The sequence below is a fragment of the Bradyrhizobium manausense genome (genome assembly GCF_018130615.1).
Classification (GTDB): Bacteria; Pseudomonadota; Alphaproteobacteria; order Rhizobiales; family Xanthobacteraceae; genus Bradyrhizobium; species Bradyrhizobium manausense_A.
This window is the reverse complement of sequence record NZ_JAFCKB010000003.1, coordinates 40,503-56,613: the sequence shown is the minus strand read 5'-3', so window position 1 is coordinate 56,613 and position 16,111 is coordinate 40,503. Positions and strand designations below refer to the sequence as shown.

Here is a 16,111-nt window from a genome sequence, read left to right as displayed (position 1 = left end):
GTGCCGCGGAAGGCGGAAAGCAAGGCGATCCAGACAACGCCGCCGCAAGACTGGATCGCCCGCCCTTCCTTCCGCTCCTCAATCCAGGCGAATCCGGCGCGACCGGTCGCGCAGCCTCAACGTTGCAGCACCTGGAGCGGCCGCGTTGAATGCAGTCGAGCAGTCGTCATCGTTCTCGCCATCGAGCAGCGGAGCACCACAGTGCCGGCACATCCGAGCCGACAACGACGGCGCCTTGCCGCTCGCCACGATCTGACGATAGCTCGTCAGGTCGATGACGTTGCGGGGCGTCGTTATGTGTTTTTCAACCATGGTTGTTCCTCGCGGCTTACCCGTTGTTTATCGCAGACAAGTTTCGCGCAAACGTTCAGCCCACCGCTCAAATTTTACCGGAGGAATTGGGGCACGACACACGCATCACAGCGCAGCCGCAATGGCGATCTATTCTGCGACACCATCAGCCTTGTCTGTGCGAGCAGCGTAAGGTCTCGGTAGCTATCTTCCACGAGCGCGACTGTTTCAGAGCCACTTCTTGAACTTGAAGATCCAGTACGGGACGACGGCGGCGATCACCATCAGCACCAGCGCAAACGGATAGCCGTGCGTCCATTCGAGTTCCGGCATTGACTTGAAGTTCATGCCGTAGATCGAGGCGATCAGCGTCGGCGGCATCAGGACAACGGCCATGACCGAAAACAGCTTGATGATGTTGTTCTGCTCGAGATTGACGACGCCGAGCATGGCGTCCAGCACGAAGGTGATCTTGCTGGAGAGGTAGGAGGCGTGGTCGGTCAAGGAGGCGACGTCGCGCTGCATGGTCTTGAGCTGCTCGCGCATGTCCTTCGACCATTTCACGCCCTCCACCACCGCCGACAGGAAGGTGACGACGCGGCCGATCGACACCAGGCTCTCGCGAACCTTGGAGGTCAAATCGCCCTTGCGGCCGATCGAGATCAGGATCTGCGAGTATTGCTTGGCATGGCCATGGCGCTCGCTCTCGGGCTCGAAAATGTCGTGCGAGACCTGGTCGATCTCCATGCCACAGCGTTCCAGAATGTCGGCGCAGCGGTCGATCACGGCGTCCAGGAGTTCCATCAGCACCATCTCGCCGGTAATTGCGGAGGTACAGGAACGGGCCAGCTTGGCTTCGACCAGGGCGAACGGCTTGGGTTGGTCGTAGCGCACCGTCACCAGGCGGTGGTCGCCGAGGATGAAGGTCACCGCCGTCGTCCGGGGCATGTCGGTGTCGGACTGGCACATCAGCGTCGCGGTCATGTAGCGGGCGCTGTTCTCGATATAGAGGCGGCTGGAGATCTCGATCTCCTGCATATCCTCCCGGGTCGGGATCGCGATCCCCAACAGCCGCTCCACGGCCTTGTCCTCCGCCGCGGTCGGATTGACCAGGTCGACCCATATCGCGTGCTCCGGTACCGCCGCGAGATCGTCGACAACGGCCTTCTTCAGGGAGGACTCGGAGGGAACGAACACAGAAAACATGAACAACTCCAAGAAGGGGCTGCGACAGAATGACAGCCCTTAGCGCGATTCTGACAAGTTCATGATGACAACCACATTAACGGAGCATTTGCATTTGTGGCGGCGACGTGGCCTAACTGTGGCGCGGAATCGACAACTGTGCTTTTCGCGCCAAAGAATCAGCCCAAGCGCGCAAATCTTGCGGCAAAAAAGCCACAGGTTGGGTCTCGCAGCGCGGGATAAGCCCCTAAACGCTGGAATTGTGGCGGATTTCAACGATAATGAAAGCAACGGAGTCGAAGGCCTTGGGTGCTACGCTCAAGACCTGCGCGGTATTGTTTTGATTGGAACCAAACCATGTCGTCGCTGAAAGTTATGTTGGGGGTTTTGGCTGCCGGCTTCATGCTGTCGGGCTGCATGCAGGCCACGCATTACGAAGCCACCAACACCCAGAATTTCAAGCCGAAGGACAAGGAGCTCCTTGCCAAGATCCGGTATGAGAATACGCCGGTGGCAGAGCCGTTCCGTCGCGCCATCGTCGACTATCACCGCAAGGAATCACCGGGTTCCATCGTGGTCGATTCCGACAACCACTACCTTTATTACGTGATGGATGGCGGCAAGGCGATTCGCTACGGCATCACCGTCGGCGAAGAAGCCATGGCCTGGTCCGGCATCGCCAAGGTCGGCAGCATGACCGAATGGCCGGCCTGGCACCCCACCCCTGGCGAGATTTCGCGCCTCGGCGTGCCGACTTATGTCGCCCCGGGTCCGGACAATCCGATGGGCTCGCGCGCGATGTACCTCTATTCGGGTGGCAAGGACACGCTGTTCCGGATTCACGGTACCAACCAGCCGGAATATATCGGCGCCTCGATTTCGTCGGGCTGTATCCGCCTGACCAACGAGGACGCGATCGATCTCTACAGCCGCGTCAAGGTCGGCACCATTGTCGTGGTGCTCGAGCCGAAGCACGGCGACTCGCCCTACAATTCGCGCCTCGCGCTCCAGGGCGGCGGCAACTCCTCTTCTTACTGAAGAAGCTTTGGCCTGATGATTTTGAAAAGCGCCGGTCTCACCGGCGCTTTTTTGTTGCCGGCTTACTCTTACCGGGAGCGGCTGCGGGCTTGTCTGCCGGTGCGCCAGGTTTCGCGCTCTCCTGATCGTCGGCTCCATCCCTGCTCCGATCCTTGCCCCCATCATTGGCGCCCTCCGACTTGGCCGCAACCTCACGCGGCGGCGCCTCCTCGGGGCGCTCGGCCGGCAGCAGAGGCGCGACCTGGGGCAAGGAATCCCAGACGCTCCACTGACAAATCCGGTAGTCGTTGCGCCGCTGCGCCAGATCAAGGTGGATGTGGTCCTCGTGGTACCAGTCCGACCCCGGGCCGAGCACAGTGGAGAAACGCGAGCAGACCGAGTGCAGCACGCGCTCGCGGACGTCGCGGGACAGGGTGCGGTCGGTGAGGCCGATCGACTGCCCGTTGGCGAGCTTGAGCGAGCGCACGTCGAGTGCGTTGGCCTTGCCGTGCTCCGACAACATTGCTCCGACGACACGATTACGGCCGCGGCACTCAAAACTGTCGAAATTGTCGAGGTCGGTGATGGTCGAGCCGAGGCTCGCGGCCAGCGGCACCATGTCGGTGCGCACCCAATCGGCGATCGCTGATGCCATGGTGCAGCGAAGGATCGCCGCCGGCTTCACCGCAACCTTGCGCCTGTCCGGCAGGACGATCGCTTCCAGCCGCACCAGATCCTCTCCGCCGCAGGCGCCGGGGCCGCGGATATCGGGAATGGACGGCGCAACCGCAATCTCCTCGGTCAGCGCGACGCGGCACGCAGAGAGCTGCTTCTCCGGCGGTGGCGCAGCCTCGACCGGCTTGGTGGCGCTGGGCTTGTCCGGGGAAGGCTTGCCGTCAGCCTCCGGCGCGGCCTCCTCCGTTGCCTTGGGAGCCTCGTCAGGGCGAGGTTTTGGTAGCGGTATCTTGGTGGCATGAACGCTTCGGTGCGGCCGTGGCGTACCAAGCCCAAAGATATCGAATGGCGCGGCATAGTTTCGCGCATTGGCGGGCTCGAACAGCACGAGAGACAGGCCGAGCCCAGCGGTAACCATTGCCGCGCCAGCGGACATATTGCCGCGACAAGACCATTTGCGGCGAAAGTCCGGCAGGCTAAAACTCATGACAATTCTTTGGCCCTGCGCTGAGAGCGACAATGCGCCCAGCGACTTCTTGGAGGAACGTCTGAATGCTCGGCTTGATGCAAGATTGGCCCCTGCTCTGCCACCGGATCATCGAACACGCCGCCAAGATTCATGGCCAGCAGGAGGTCGTGACGCGCTCGGTCGAAGGACCGATCCATCGCACCACCTATGCCGAAATCCACAAGCGCGCGCTCAAGGTCTCGCAGATGCTGGAGCGCAACGGCATCAAGCTCGGTGACCGCATCGCCACGATCGCCTGGAACACCTGGCGCCATCTCGAGGTCTGGTACGGCATCATGGGCATCGGCGCCATCTGCCATACCGTCAATCCCCGGCTTTTCCCCGAGCAGATCGCCTGGATCATCAACCATGCGCAAGACCGCATCGTGATGGTCGACCTCACCTTCGTGCCGGTGCTGGAGAAGCTCGCCGACAAGCTGCCGAGCGTCGAACGGTACGTCATCCTCACCGACAAGGCGCATATGCCAGAGACCACGTTGAAGAACGTCGTCGCCTACGAAGACTGGATCGCCGAGGCCGACGGCAAATTCAAATGGAAGGACTTTGACGAGAACACGGCGGCCGCGATGTGCTACACATCCGGCACGACCGGCGATCCAAAGGGTGTGCTGTATTCGCATCGCTCCAACGTGCTGCACGCGCTGATGGCCAACAATGTCGACGCGCTCGGCACCAGCGCCTCCGAGACAATGCTGCCGGTGGTTCCGCTGTTCCATGCCAACAGCTGGGGCATCGCCTTCTCCGCGCCGTCGCAGGGCACCAAGCTGGTGATGCCCGGACCCAAGCTCGACGGTGCCTCCGTCTACGAACTGCTGGCCACCGAGAAGGTGACGCACACCGCCGGTGTGCCGACGGTGTGGCTGATGCTGCTCCAACATATGACCGCCAATAATCTGAAGCTGCCCGACCTGAAGATGGTGATCTGCGGCGGCTCGGCGATGCCGCGCTCGATGATCAAGGCCTTCCTCGACATGGGCTCGAACGTCCGCCACGCCTGGGGCATGACCGAAATGAGCCCGATCGGCAGCGTCTCGGCGCTGAAGCCGCCGTTCCAGAACGCGACCGGCGACACGCGGCTCGACGTGCTGCAGATGCAGGGCTATGCCCCCTTCGCGGTCGAAATGAAGATCACCGACGATGCCGGCACGGAACTGCCCTGGGACGGCAAGACTTTTGGCCGCCTCAAGGTCTCGGGCCCCGCGGTGGCCAAGGCCTATTACCGGGTCGACGCCAACATCCTCGACGAGGAGGGCTTCTTCGACACCGGTGACGTCGCGACCATCGACGAGGGCGGCTATATGCGGATCACCGACCGCTCCAAGGACGTGATCAAGTCCGGCGGCGAGTGGATTTCCTCGATCGACCTCGAGAACCTCGCGGTCGGCCACCCAGCCGTGGCCGAGGCCGCCGTGATCGGCGTCTTCCACCCCAAATGGGACGAGCGTCCCTTGTTGATTGTGCAACTCAAGCAGGGCCAGCAGGCTACGCGCGAGGACATCCTGAAATACATGGACGGCAAGATTGCCAAATGGTGGATGCCCGACGACGTCGCCTTCGTCGACGGCATTCCGCACACTGCGACCGGGAAGATCCTGAAGACGGCGCTACGCGATCAGTTCAAGGAATATCGCTTCCCGAACGCGGCGGCGTAAGCGCGGCACGACAACGGCACCGGCAATGCGGCCCCCGAAGGGGCCGCATTGTTTTCGGGCCGCTCACAATTGCGAGCAGCGAAAGCCGACCTCCGGGCGACTGAAGAACAGACGCTGCTCCTTCACCACGAGCACGAGCTGGTTGCCGTCGTGCAAGGCGTGGCACAGATTTCCGGCAATGGTCTTGAAAACGCGCGTTTCCGCATAGGGCGTCACGTTGAGATCCTCGATCGCCCAGCGCTGAAGATTGAGCACGTTGGTGTTCTCCGAGGTGTGGACCAGGTACGGACGGAGCCCGCCCGGCGTCGAAGCCGCGCCGAGGTCGCTCAGATAGATCTGCGCCTCGGTGAGATTGCCGGAATAGAGCGCCGACGACAGGTAGGAATCCCAGAGGTTGAAGAAGCTCAGTGCCGGCAGCACCACGAACAGTGCCATCGCCGCGCCATGGCGAAGGCCGCGCACGTTCCAGACGATATCGCGCCACGTGAAGTCATCGGGGCTCGAGAACAGCAGCACGTCGAACACCGCCATGGCCGCAGTCCATGGCCAGACGATGTCGTTCCAGTTCAACCCCAGCGGACCGAACATCGCCAGAATGAAGATGTGCATGCCAACCGCGGCGGTGAGCGAGGCGCGACGGAAGCGCCGGGTCAACAGACCGACGCCGAACGCCACCTGAACGAAGGGGACCAGAAAGCCGAGGGCATCGAGAGGGGTGCTCATCGATGGAAGCAGACCGGTGATCGGCGTGATGATCCAGGAAAACTCGTTCTCCATGAAGTTGAGGTTGATCTTCTGGAGTCCGGAGAAGACGTAGGTGAAAACGATGACCAGACGGGCCAGGTTCAGCGTCTGGAGATTGACGTCCGCGCTACCACCGCCCGCGAGCCCGACGACCATAAGCAGGAAGCTGTATTGAAACACCCAGGGCTGCCATCGCGTCTGGTCGGCAACACAGAACGCGACAATGATGGCGAGGAAGCCCGCGATCGGCCAGCGGGCGCGAGGAACGATCACGGCAAGCCCCGCCAGCGCGAACAGCGCGCCATAGAGTGTTGCCGCCACAGCGCCCTCGATCGGCGGCAGCAGCGACCAGACCGGCACCTGTGGATAAGACCGTGGCCCTATCCATAGCCCCGGCGACATTGCCAACCCAATGCAAAATGCGACAAGGATCGTCAACCGCAGCAGAAGCAGGCGCCGCGCGAGAGCCGCGCCACCATCCTCCGCCTTGCCTTGCGTCCCCACCTCCCCCTGCATTCCCATACCCCTCCCGCCAACCACGATACACATTGTATGTGGCCGGGCGCGCGCCACTGGTTCGATCGCAACTGCCCGGCCCTTCATCGGTTCAGAACGGGGATAAACCGCTTCACAGCCCTGCGGAAAATGCGCTAGGTCAGCTTGCTCCCGTCGCTCGTGCCCTCGACCGGCGGCTCATATCGGTGATGGAACAGCATGGCCCGCAGGTTTTCCGCTCCCTACCAGTCGGAGCCCGTGTCCAGCCTCGCGACCTGGGCGCGCAATCTGGCCATGTTCGCGGTGGTGGCGGTAGTGGTGTCGACCATCATCGTCCGTTTCGACTTCCTGGAGATGAAGCCGGCGCTCGCCACGTTCTTCGGTGGACTCGCGATTGCCGGGCTGTCCATCCTGTTCGGCCTCGCCGGCTTTGCCGCGATCTGGCAGAACGGCTCGCGCGGCATGGCGCGCATCCTGCTCGCCTTCCTGATCGACGGGGCGATCCTCGCCTATCCCGCGTATCAAGGCCTTCTCTACCGCAAGCTGCCCCATATCTACGACATCACCACCGATCCGATCGACCCGCCGCGCTTCGACGCGCTGTCGCGCCTGCGCACCGGGGACGGCACCAACACCGCCGTCTATGCCGGCCTCTATTCGGCCGAGCAGCAGCGCCAGTTCTATCCCGATATCGAGCCGATCGAGCTCGAGATCCCCGTCGACCGCGCCTATGCGATCGCGCGCCAGCTCGTCATCAAGCGCAAATGGACAGTCATCGACGAACGCGAGCCGCAGCCGCCACGCCGCATCGGCCGCATCGAGGCAGTGGCGCGCACACCGATCATGGGTTTTCGCGAGGACATCTCGATCAGGGTCGTGCCTGACGGCGATGATTCCCGCGTCGATATCCGCTCCGCCTCGCGCTACTTCGACAGCGACCTCGGCAGCAACGCCGCGCGCGTGACCAAATTCATCGACGACCTCAACACCGCGGCCGACGCGGACGCGCTCAAGCCGGCGAAGAAGACCCCGGTGGCGCCGCCGAAGGCGCCGGCGAAGACGGTGAAGAAGTGAAATTGGCGAATGGGGAGTAGTAGCGAATAGCAAGTGGAAGACAATCTATTCGCTACTCCCCATTCGCCTTAACTCGCCATCCGGTAAGTCCCGCCAATCACGGGATCGCCGTCCGTCGCGACAACGCCGCGCGCGACGAGGTCTTCCAGATGCGCCAGCACTGAATAGCCGGCGGCCGTGGTCAGCCTGGGATCGATACCGATATAGATCGCACGCACCAGTGTCGGGATGTCCGTCTCGCCCTTGACGAGGCGGTGCAGAATCGAGGCCTCGCGGGCCTTGCGATGGCGGATCAGGAAGCGCACGAAGCGCTGGCCCTCCGGGATTTCCGGGCCGTGACCGGAGAAATACAGATCCTCGTCGCGCCCAGCGAGCCGGTCGAGCGATTCCATGTAGTCGATCATCGAGCCGTCGGGCGGCGCCACGATCGAGGTCGACCAGCCCATCACGTGATCACCGACGAAGTTGAATTTTCGCTCCGGCCAGGCAAAGGCAAGGTGATTGGCGGTATGGCCGGGCGTCGCCACGGCCTCGAGCCGCCAGCCGGCGCCTTCGACGACGTCACCATGGGCGATCCTGATGTCGGGAACGAAGTCACGATCGGAGCCCGATTCCGGATTGTGCTTCTCGCTCTCGAAACGCGGGCGCGAGGCGCGGTGCGGGCCTTCGGCGTATACCGAGGCGCCGGTCGCCTGCTTGATCCGCGCCGTGTTGGGTGAGTGATCGCGGTGGGTGTGGGTGACGAAAATGTGGCTCACCGTCTCGCCGCGCACGGCGTCGAGCAGCGCGGCCGCGTGGGCCCCGTCGTCCGGACCGGGATCGATGATCGCGACGTTGCCGGTGCCTATGATGTAGCTGACGGTACCGGTGAAGGTGAACGGGCTCGGATTGTTGCAGAGCACCCGTCGCACCCCGGGACGGACTTCCTCGACGACGCCGGACTTAAGCGGAAAGTTGCGGTTGAACGGGACGTCGTCGTTGTCGGACATGGCTTCTTCTTTGTTCTTTGACGTCATTCCGGGATGGCCCGCCAGGGCCAGACCCGGAATCTCGATGGAACAGGAATAATGCGGCCCGAGATTCCGGGTTCGCGCTTCGCGCGCCCCGGAATGACGGATGACCAAATCAGAAAAACGCCTGAATGCCCGTGATCGCGCGGCCCAGGATCAGGGCGTGGACGTCGTGGGTGCCCTCGTAGGTGTTGACCGTCTCGAGGTTATGGACGTGGCGCATCACGTGGTACTCGATCGAGATGCCGTTGCCGCCATGCATGTCACGCGCGGTGCGGGCGATGTCGAGGGCCTTGCCGCAATTGTTGCGCTTCATGATCGAGATCATCTCGGGCGCGAACTTGCCTTCGTCCATCAGGCGGCCGACGCGAAGCGAGCCCTGAAGGCCGAGAGCGATCTCGGTCTCCATGTCGGCGAGCTTCTTCTGAACCAGCTGCGTCGCGGCGAGCGGCTTGCCGAACTGCTTGCGGTCGAGCGTGTACTGGCGGGCGCGATGCATGCAGTCCTCGGCGGCGCCGAGCGCACCCCAGGAGATGCCGTAGCGGGCGCGGTTGAGGCAGCCGAACGGGCCCTTGAGACCGGAGACGTTGGGAAGCAGCGCACTTTCGGGCACCACGACGCCGTCCATCACGACCTCGCCGGTGATCGAGGCGCGCAAGCTGAGCTTGCCACCGATCTTCGGCGCGGACAGGCCCTTCATGCCCTTCTCCAGCACGAAGCCGCGGATCTGGTTGTCGTGTTCGGCCGACTTGGCCCAGACCACGAACACGTCGGCGATCGGCGCGTTCGAGATCCACATCTTACTGCCAGTCAGGCGATAGCCGTCTGAGACCTTTTCCGCGCGGGTCTTCATCCCGGCCGGGTCGGAGCCGGCATCGGGCTCGGTCAGGCCGAAACAGCCGACCCACTCGCCGCTGGCGAGCTTCGGCAGATACTTCTTGCGCTGGCTCTCGTCGCCATAGGCGTAGATCGGGTACATGACCAGCGAGGACTGCACCGAGTTCATCGAGCGATAGCCGGAATCCACCCGCTCGATTTCGCGGGCGACGAGGCCATAGGCCACATAGCTGGCATTGGCGCAGCCATATTCCTCCGGCAGCGTGATGCCGATCAGGCCGAGCTCGCCCATCTCGTTGAAGATCTCGCGGTCGGTCGTCTCTTCCAGATAGGCCTTGGTGACGCGCGGCAGCAGCTTGTCCTGGGCGTAGGCGCGCGCGGTGTCGCGCACCATGCGCTCGTCTTCAGTCAGTTGCTCGTCGAGCAGGAATGGATCGTCCCACTGGAAGGAAGCCGCAGCCGGCTTGTCCTTGGTCTGAGGGCGCACGCTCATGAAACGTCCTTTCGGGTCTGGTTCCGTCGAAAAATTGCCGGACAAATTAATGCGACGCGGCAACAAGTGCAATTGCATCCTGCTTCGGTCATTCCGTGGCGACGCGCAGCGTCGAACCCGGAATGACGCTGCCTGTCAGCTTTCAAGCTGCTCGTTGGCGACGATCTCGATGCCGAAGCCCGAGAGGCCCTTGTAGTCGTGCACCGACGAGGTGAGATGGCGGATCGAGGTGACGCCGAGATCGCGCAAGATCTGCGCGCCGACACCGACCTCGCGCCACTGGCGGTTGCGGTCCGCCTCCGTCGCCGTCTCGTCCGACAGCGGCGACACGGGAACGCCGGCCGCGCCGTCGCGCAGATAAACCAGCACGCCGCGGCCGGACTTCTTGAAGTGCTCGAGCACCGCTGCCATGCGCTTGTGGCCGGTAAAAGTGTCCTTGACGATGTTCGGCTTGTGGAAGCGCGTCAGCACGTTCTTGCCATCACCGACGCCGTTGTAGACGAAGGCGACGTGGGCGATGGAATCGAACGGCGATCGGTAGGCATAGCCCTGGAGCGGTCCGATCGGACTGTCGGTCGTGAAGGTCGAGACCCGCTCGATCAGCTTTTCGCGCGCCTGTCGGTAGGCGATCATGTCGGCGATGGTGACGTGCTTCAGCTTGTGCTTGGCGGCGAACTGGGCCACCTGCTCGCCCTTCATCACACTGCCATCGTCGTTCATCAACTCGCTGATGACACCGACCGGCGGCAGGCCCGAGAGCTTGCAGAGATCGACCGCGGCCTCGGTGTGGCCGGAGCGCAGCAGCACGCCGCCATCCTTGGCGATCAGTGGGAAGATGTGCCCCGGACGGGCGAAGTCGTTAGCGCCGGCATTGGGATTGGACAGCGCGCGGCAGCACGAGGCACGCTCCTCGGCCGAGATGCCGGTGCCGCCGTCGGGCTTGTAGTCGATCGACACCGTGAACGCCGTGGTGTGGGCGGAATCATTGTGGGCGACCATTGGATCGAGCCGCAGCCGGCGCGCGTCCTCGGTGGTGATCGGCGCGCAGACGATGCCGGAGGTGTGGCGGATGATGAAGGCCATTTTTTCCGCCGTGCAGAACGAGGCGGCGACGATGAGATCGCCCTCGCCCTCGCGATCTTCGTCGTCGGTCACGACGACGAGCTCGCCCCGGGCAAAGGCCTGCAAGACTTCCTGAACGGTATCGGGCATTTCCCAATCTCTATCGGTTATGGGCCTGAGGCTTGACCGACGCCTTAGCCGGACTTGGACCCAAGCGCTAGTGTCCTGGATGCAACCGCATATGCCTGGAGGCCGCTTCAAGCCAGGCTTTCAGGCTTGCACCGAAGATACCAGCGATATAGGCGATCCTCGCCCTGGCGGAAGGCGGCCGCACCGTCCTCAGGGCAGCACTTCGCGCCGCTCGCCGAGCCGCAGGTCGAGTTCGGCGCGCTTGTCGGCCAGAAGCCCAGCCTGGGCCGCCTCGATCACCGTAAACAACTCATGGGCGTCGCTGAGCCGGGTCACGGTGACGTAGCTGGCGCCGGCCGCATAGAGTTCGCCGACGTCGGACAGGAGATCGGCCGTGGCGACGATCAGGGCGTTGGGGTTGAGCGTGCGGACGTGACGGACCAGCTTCTCGTTGCTGGCACCCTTCAGCAGCGCGTCCGGCACGCTGAGGATGATCATCTCGGATTTGCCGATCCCGGCGTGGAGCAGCGTGTCGACGTTGCTGATGTCGCCATAGACGACGTGCAGGCCACGCGAAAGCAGGGTCTGGTACACATTGGGGTTGAAGTCGATCACCGTGATCTGCTCCAGCAGCACCGGTGTCTGCCGTTCGATCTCGGCCAGCAGCGCGCTCGCCGCACGGAAAAAGCCGAGGATGACGATGCGGCGCGCCTCGCCATGGCCGCCTTCCTGTCCCTCCTCGGCATGGCCGTTGCCATGGTCGAGATCGCGCAAGCCGATCCGTTTCAGCGGACCGATGGCCCAGCGAGTGATCTCGTCGCTGCGCGTCATGACGAAGGTCGAGAGCACGGCCAGCACCACGAAGGCGAACGAAGCCGCATTCGCCGTCTCCGGTGCGATATGGTTATCGCTGACGCCGGTCTGGATCACCACCAGCGAGAACTCGGAGATCTGCGCCAGGTTGATGGCGGGCAGCAGGCTCGCGCGCAGCCCCTGCTTCATCAGATAGAGCGGCGTGAAGGTGGTGAGGAGCCGGCTCACCACCGTGAACGCTGCAATCATCAGCGCCAGCCCGATCACCGACAGGCCGGGCACGGGAATGGTCATGCCGAGCGCCACGAAGAACAGCGTGATGAAGAAGTCGCGGAGCGTCGTGACCTTGGCCGTGACGTCGAGCGCGTAAGGGAAGGTCGAGAGCGAGACACCGGCGATCAGGGCGCCCATCTCGCGCGAGAGCGAGAGCTGCTCGGCGGTCTCGGCGACGAGAAAGCACCAGGCGAGCGCGCCGAGCAGGATCAGCTCGGGCCGGCGGGCGATCTGGTGGAACAGCCGCGGCAGCAAATAGCGGCTGACCAGCAGTGCAGCGGCGACCAGAACCGCGACGCGGCCGATCGACAGCAGGATGACGCTGACTTGCAGGTTCGCAAGACTCGGCTGCACCGCCAGGAACAGGATGGCGAAGATGTCCTGGAGCACCAGCACGCCGAGCGTGATGCGGCCGGGCAAGGTATCGAGCTCGCGCTTCTCGTAGAGCACCTTGACGATGATGACGGTCGAGGACAGCGCGCAGGCAATGCAGAGATAGAGCGCGTCGAAATGGCCGCCGCCGAGCGACAACCCAAGACTAACAAAGAACAGGATGCCGAGCAGGCAACCGCCGAGCAGCTGGCCGCCGGCCGCGAACAGGATCACCTTGCCCGCGCGCACGATCTTCTTCAGGTCGATCTCGAGCCCGATCATGAACAGCATGAAGATCAGGCCGAGCTCGGAGATGACGCCGATCGATTCCTGCGACTTGACCCAGCCGGCGCCGAATGGACCAATGCAGAAGCCGGCGATAAGGTAGGCCAGGATCAGCGGTTGCCGGGAAAAATGGGCGAGCAGGCCCAGCATCCAGGCGAACAGGATACAGAGAGTGATGTCGCGAATGAGCTCGTGCATGCCAGACCGGTCCGTTTTGCCGCACCCTAGAGACCGAGTGCAGCGCGGCAAGCGAGCAATTCGTCACATGCGGGCGGGCCTTGCCATCGCAATGCTGCTATGTCCCTTCGCCTTTGCTGGCGCGGCGGCGGCGCAGCCGAAAGTGAACCTTGAACAGACCTTCTCCGATTCGCTCACGGCGCTGCCGAAGGAGGAACTCGCCGTGTCCGGCGGCTTCTACGTGCCCGCCTATTCCAGCGTCGCGATGAGCCAGGGCAAGCTGCGGGTCGATTTTTCGGTGACGCTGAGCGTCCATAACGCCTCCGAGACGCAATCGCTGGTGGTCAGGCGCATCGCCTATTTCGACACCGCCGGCAAGCAGGTCGAGAGCTATCTGAAGGCGCCGGTCGCCGTGAAGCCGCTCGCCACCATCTCGATCTTCATTCCAACCGACGACGTGCGCGGCGGGACCGGTGCCAATTTCATCGTCGACTGGGCCGCCGCGGGCGAGATCGCCGAGCCGGTGGTCGAAGCCTTGATGGTTGGCGGCGTCGCCAATGCACATTACGCTTTCATCAGCCAGGGTCGCCCGACCAGGACGGTGGGCAAGAAGTAAAGTCGGCCGCAGCTTCGAGCGAGTGCCATCGCGCCCGCAGATCGAAAACACGAAAACAACCCCATGCACAGTAGCCGCGACAGTCAAATCAATGCCTTGTTGGCCCTCCGCAATGAAGATGCGGATTTTACGAATTTTGTTTGACGCGTCGGGCAAAACACTGGCATGATGACATCATCGAAATCTCGGCGCCCGCTCCGCGCCAGGCCGGCCGCTCAATAAAAACAAAGCTCAATAAGAACAAAACGAGGAACGCTACCATGACGTCCAGCTTCGATTTCGCGCCCCTGTTTCCCGCAGGGCTGCCGGCCCCTTCTGCGCGCTGGACGGGCCTTGCCAAATACAGCTTTGTCGGCGGCAACAACGATTCCGAGCAGCTGCCGCTCGACGAGCTGATCGAGGCGGCCAGCAAGGCCCTGCAACGCGAGGGCCGGTCGCTCGCCACCTACGGGCTGGCGCACGGTCCGCAGGGTTACGTGCCGCTGCGCGAATTCCTGGTGACAAAACTGAAGCGCGATGCCGGCATCAGCTGCACGGTCGACGATCTCATGATCGTGTCCGGCTCGCTCCAGGCGCTCGACCTCGTCAACACCACGCTGCTGACGCGCGGCGACACCGTGATCGTCGAACAGGAGACCTATCAGGGCGCGCTCCAGCGGCTGACGCGGCTGGGCGTCAACACCGTCGGCATTCCCCTCGACGACGACGGCATGCGCATGGACGCGCTGGCCTCGACACTGGCGGACCTGAAGGGCCGCGGCATCCGGCCGAAATACATCTACACCATTCCGACCGTGCAGAACCCGACCGGCAGCATCATGCCCGAGAGCCGCCGCGCCGAATTGCTGCGGCTGTCGGCCGAATATGGCGTGCCCATCTTCGAGGACGATTGCTATGCCGACCTGGTCTGGTCGGGACAACGGCCGCCGGCGATCTACGCGATGAGCCGGAATGGCGGCGTGATCCATGTCGGCTCGTTCTCGAAATCGATCGCGCCGGCGCTACGCGTCGGCTTCATCGTGGCGCCCTGGGATGTGATGTCACGAATGCTGGCGCTGAAGACGGATGCCGGCTCCGGCGCGCTGGAGCAGATGGTGCTCGCCACCTATTGCAAGCCGCATTTCGCCAGCCACGTGCCGGCGTTGTCCAAGGCACTCCGCACCAAGCTCGACACGCTGATGGAAGCCCTCAACGAGCAGTTCGGCACCGCAGCCGAGTTCGAGGCGCCCAAGGGCGGCATCTTCCTGTGGGTGAAGCTGCCCGACCAGGTCGATACGCTCAAACTCTATCAGGCTGCGCTGGCCGCCGGGGTCTCGATCAATCCGGGGCCGGAATGGTCGACCAACAAAGGCCACGCGGGCTCGCGCCTGCGGCTTTGTTTTGCGAGCCCTTCGCATCAGCAGATCCGCGAAGGCGTCGCCGTGCTGGCTGAGGTGTGCCGCAAGGAGTTCGGCGTGCCGGCTCGCAGTGCCAATGTGGAGAAGCGGGCCTAAGCGGCTTGTGGCTGACTGCCATGGATCGCGGAGGCCAGCCGAAGCAGCAGGACGATCGAAACGTTACCTTTTCCGGCCTCAATCTGGGCGATATACCGCTCCGAAATCCCGGAACGGCGGGCGAGCTCCCGGCGCGACAGCTCGCAGCGGGCACGCGAAGATCGCAGGCGCTCGCCCAATTCGGCCAGAAACGCGGTCTCGGAATAAGGCGGCGCGGCACAGCTCCCCGGCAACACCTCGCCCGCGAAATCCATCACTTGGTTCAGCATCGGTCTATCCACGTTCCGCTTCGGGAGCGCCATCCTACCCCGCAACCATGCGGCCTCATTGACGCGGATCAAATTCGCGCGCGATGGTGCGCTGCCGTGGACGACCGCAACGGGGATGCTACACTTTGAAATTCTTCGAGGCGGGGCCCTTTTCGACATGATGCGTTGCTTGAGCCGCTGGACCGGGGCGGCGGTGCTTTGGATTGCGTTCGCGTCGCTGGCGCGTGCCGAGACGCTCGCCGAGACGGTCGAGCATTGGGGCCTGCTCGGCTCCTGGGCGGTCGACTGCGCGGCCCGGCCCGACCGCGACCGGGGCGCGCGGCTGACTTACGAAATCCAGAAGGACGGCCGGGTGATGTACCGGCGCAATTTCGGCGACGTCAGGGACGAGAACGAGGTGGTGTCCGCCGCGGTCGACGCCGAAGGCCAGCTCAATGTGATGGTGTATTTCCCCGCACTCCAGCAGACGCGCGAGTTCGGATTGCTGCTCACGAATGAAGGCAGCTTGCGCGCGATCTATAATCGCAGCGAGCGCGGCGAGTACACGATCAGGGACGGCAAATACGTCAGGACCGGCGCGCCGACGCTTGAACAGCAACGCTGCGATTAACAGCTGCGAT

At 63.4% G+C, this 16,111-nt stretch carries 15 protein-coding genes; 6 read left to right on the top strand and 9 right to left on the bottom strand.

Annotation, left to right across the window (positions count from 1 at the left end; translation table 11 throughout):
* Window positions 1-78 precede the first annotated feature (78 nt).
* Both JQ587_RS06770 and JQ587_RS06765 read right to left on the bottom strand, forming a co-directional pair.
* Window positions 79-312, bottom strand: coding sequence for a hypothetical protein (locus tag JQ587_RS06770; protein ID WP_212297702.1), 234 nt, complete (start codon window positions 310-312; stop codon window positions 79-81).
* Window positions 313-519: 207 nt separating this feature from the next.
* Window positions 520-1,497 carry a magnesium transporter CorA family protein gene (locus JQ587_RS06765; protein ID WP_212424791.1) on the bottom strand — a complete coding sequence of 326 codons (978 nt, stop codon included), beginning with the start codon at window positions 1,495-1,497 and terminating at the stop codon, window positions 520-522.
* 336 nt (window positions 1,498-1,833) lie between these two features.
* Between JQ587_RS06765 and JQ587_RS06760 the strand changes: the two genes are divergently transcribed.
* Window positions 1,834-2,514 (top strand): L,D-transpeptidase, encoded by a 681-nt coding sequence (locus tag JQ587_RS06760; protein WP_212297700.1) that lies wholly within the window; start codon window positions 1,834-1,836, stop codon window positions 2,512-2,514.
* A 37-nt stretch (window positions 2,515-2,551) separates the two neighbouring features.
* Here JQ587_RS06760 and JQ587_RS06755 read toward each other — a convergent pair whose 3' ends face one another.
* Window positions 2,552-3,655, bottom strand: coding sequence for an extensin family protein (locus JQ587_RS06755; RefSeq protein ID WP_212424790.1), 1,104 nt, complete (start codon window positions 3,653-3,655; stop codon window positions 2,552-2,554).
* Window positions 3,656-3,720: 65 nt separating this feature from the next.
* Between JQ587_RS06755 and JQ587_RS06750 the strand changes: the two genes are divergently transcribed.
* Window positions 3,721-5,349, top strand: coding sequence for a fatty-acid--CoA ligase (locus JQ587_RS06750; protein ID WP_212424789.1), 1,629 nt, complete (start codon window positions 3,721-3,723; stop codon window positions 5,347-5,349).
* Window positions 5,350-5,412: 63 nt separating this feature from the next.
* Here JQ587_RS06750 and JQ587_RS06745 read toward each other — a convergent pair whose 3' ends face one another.
* The gene (locus tag JQ587_RS06745) at window positions 5,413-6,609 is read right to left on the bottom strand and encodes an HTTM domain-containing protein (RefSeq protein WP_212424788.1); all 1,197 of its coding nucleotides are present in this window, start codon (window positions 6,607-6,609) and stop codon (window positions 5,413-5,415) included.
* Window positions 6,610-6,807: 198 nt separating this feature from the next.
* On the opposite strand from JQ587_RS06745, the gene JQ587_RS06740 reads away from it, so the two are divergent.
* Window positions 6,808-7,662, top strand: coding sequence for a DUF1499 domain-containing protein (locus JQ587_RS06740; protein WP_212424787.1), 855 nt, complete (start codon window positions 6,808-6,810; stop codon window positions 7,660-7,662).
* A 68-nt stretch (window positions 7,663-7,730) separates the two neighbouring features.
* Here JQ587_RS06740 and JQ587_RS06735 read toward each other — a convergent pair whose 3' ends face one another.
* The 4 genes from JQ587_RS06735 to JQ587_RS06720 all read right to left on the bottom strand — a co-directional run bounded on the left by JQ587_RS06735 (window position 7,731) and on the right by JQ587_RS06720 (window position 13,134).
* A complete protein-coding gene (locus tag JQ587_RS06735) occupies window positions 7,731-8,651 on the bottom strand; it encodes an MBL fold metallo-hydrolase (RefSeq protein ID WP_212424786.1) in 921 nt (306 codons plus the stop codon).
* A 136-nt stretch (window positions 8,652-8,787) separates the two neighbouring features.
* The gene (locus tag JQ587_RS06730) at window positions 8,788-10,002 is read right to left on the bottom strand and encodes an acyl-CoA dehydrogenase (RefSeq protein WP_212297694.1); all 1,215 of its coding nucleotides are present in this window, start codon (window positions 10,000-10,002) and stop codon (window positions 8,788-8,790) included.
* Window positions 10,003-10,137: 135 nt separating this feature from the next.
* Window positions 10,138-11,214 carry a 3,4-dihydroxy-2-butanone-4-phosphate synthase gene (gene ribB, locus JQ587_RS06725; RefSeq protein WP_212297693.1) on the bottom strand — a complete coding sequence of 359 codons (1,077 nt, stop codon included), beginning with the start codon at window positions 11,212-11,214 and terminating at the stop codon, window positions 10,138-10,140.
* A gap of 189 nt (window positions 11,215-11,403) precedes the next feature.
* A complete protein-coding gene (locus tag JQ587_RS06720) occupies window positions 11,404-13,134 on the bottom strand; it encodes a cation:proton antiporter (RefSeq protein ID WP_212424785.1) in 1,731 nt (576 codons plus the stop codon).
* A gap of 67 nt (window positions 13,135-13,201) precedes the next feature.
* On the opposite strand from JQ587_RS06720, the gene JQ587_RS06715 reads away from it, so the two are divergent.
* Together JQ587_RS06715 and JQ587_RS06710 are read left to right on the top strand one after the other, a co-directional pair.
* Complete coding sequence (locus JQ587_RS06715) at window positions 13,202-13,729, top strand: DUF3124 domain-containing protein (RefSeq protein ID WP_212424784.1); 528 nt, start codon at window positions 13,202-13,204, stop codon at window positions 13,727-13,729.
* Window positions 13,730-13,989: 260 nt separating this feature from the next.
* Complete coding sequence (locus tag JQ587_RS06710) at window positions 13,990-15,222, top strand: aminotransferase-like domain-containing protein (protein WP_212297690.1); 1,233 nt, start codon at window positions 13,990-13,992, stop codon at window positions 15,220-15,222.
* Here JQ587_RS06710 and JQ587_RS06705 read toward each other — a convergent pair.
* Window positions 15,219-15,491, bottom strand: a complete 273-nt coding sequence (locus JQ587_RS06705; protein ID WP_212297689.1) for a helix-turn-helix domain-containing protein — start codon at window positions 15,489-15,491, stop codon at window positions 15,219-15,221. The genes JQ587_RS06710 and JQ587_RS06705 overlap by 4 nt on opposite strands.
* Before the next feature lie 157 nt (window positions 15,492-15,648).
* Between JQ587_RS06705 and JQ587_RS06700 the strand changes: the two genes are divergently transcribed.
* Entirely contained in the window at window positions 15,649-16,101 is a 453-nt protein-coding gene (locus JQ587_RS06700) for a hypothetical protein (RefSeq protein ID WP_212297688.1), read from the top strand.
* Window positions 16,102-16,111 lie beyond the last annotated feature (10 nt).

Bases quoted from the DNA above. Each gene is read 5' to 3' on its own strand.
- JQ587_RS06740 (WP_212424787.1), top strand. From the start codon at position 6,808: ATGGCCCGCAGGTTTTCCGCTCCCTACCAGTCGGAGCCCGTGTCCAGC.
- JQ587_RS06745 (WP_212424788.1), bottom strand. From the start codon at position 6,609: ATGCAGGGGGAGGTGGGGACGCAAGGCAAGGCGGAGGATGGTGGCGCG.
- JQ587_RS06765 (WP_212424791.1), bottom strand. From the start codon at position 1,497: ATGTTTTCTGTGTTCGTTCCCTCCGAGTCCTCCCTGAAGAAGGCCGTT.
- JQ587_RS06705 (WP_212297689.1), bottom strand. From the start codon at position 15,491: ATGCTGAACCAAGTGATGGATTTCGCGGGCGAGGTGTTGCCGGGGAGC.
- JQ587_RS06760 (WP_212297700.1), top strand. From the start codon at position 1,834: ATGTCGTCGCTGAAAGTTATGTTGGGGGTTTTGGCTGCCGGCTTCATG.
- JQ587_RS06755 (WP_212424790.1), bottom strand. From the start codon at position 3,655: ATGAGTTTTAGCCTGCCGGACTTTCGCCGCAAATGGTCTTGTCGCGGC.
- JQ587_RS06700 (WP_212297688.1), top strand. From the start codon at position 15,649: ATGATGCGTTGCTTGAGCCGCTGGACCGGGGCGGCGGTGCTTTGGATT.
- JQ587_RS06735 (WP_212424786.1), bottom strand. From the start codon at position 8,651: ATGTCCGACAACGACGACGTCCCGTTCAACCGCAACTTTCCGCTTAAG.
- ribB (WP_212297693.1), bottom strand. From the start codon at position 11,214: ATGCCCGATACCGTTCAGGAAGTCTTGCAGGCCTTTGCCCGGGGCGAG.
- JQ587_RS06770 (WP_212297702.1), bottom strand. From the start codon at position 312: ATGGTTGAAAAACACATAACGACGCCCCGCAACGTCATCGACCTGACG.
- JQ587_RS06750 (WP_212424789.1), top strand. From the start codon at position 3,721: ATGCTCGGCTTGATGCAAGATTGGCCCCTGCTCTGCCACCGGATCATC.
- JQ587_RS06730 (WP_212297694.1), bottom strand. From the start codon at position 10,002: ATGAGCGTGCGCCCTCAGACCAAGGACAAGCCGGCTGCGGCTTCCTTC.
- JQ587_RS06715 (WP_212424784.1), top strand. From the start codon at position 13,202: ATGCGGGCGGGCCTTGCCATCGCAATGCTGCTATGTCCCTTCGCCTTT.
- JQ587_RS06720 (WP_212424785.1), bottom strand. From the start codon at position 13,134: ATGCACGAGCTCATTCGCGACATCACTCTCTGTATCCTGTTCGCCTGG.
- JQ587_RS06710 (WP_212297690.1), top strand. From the start codon at position 13,990: ATGACGTCCAGCTTCGATTTCGCGCCCCTGTTTCCCGCAGGGCTGCCG.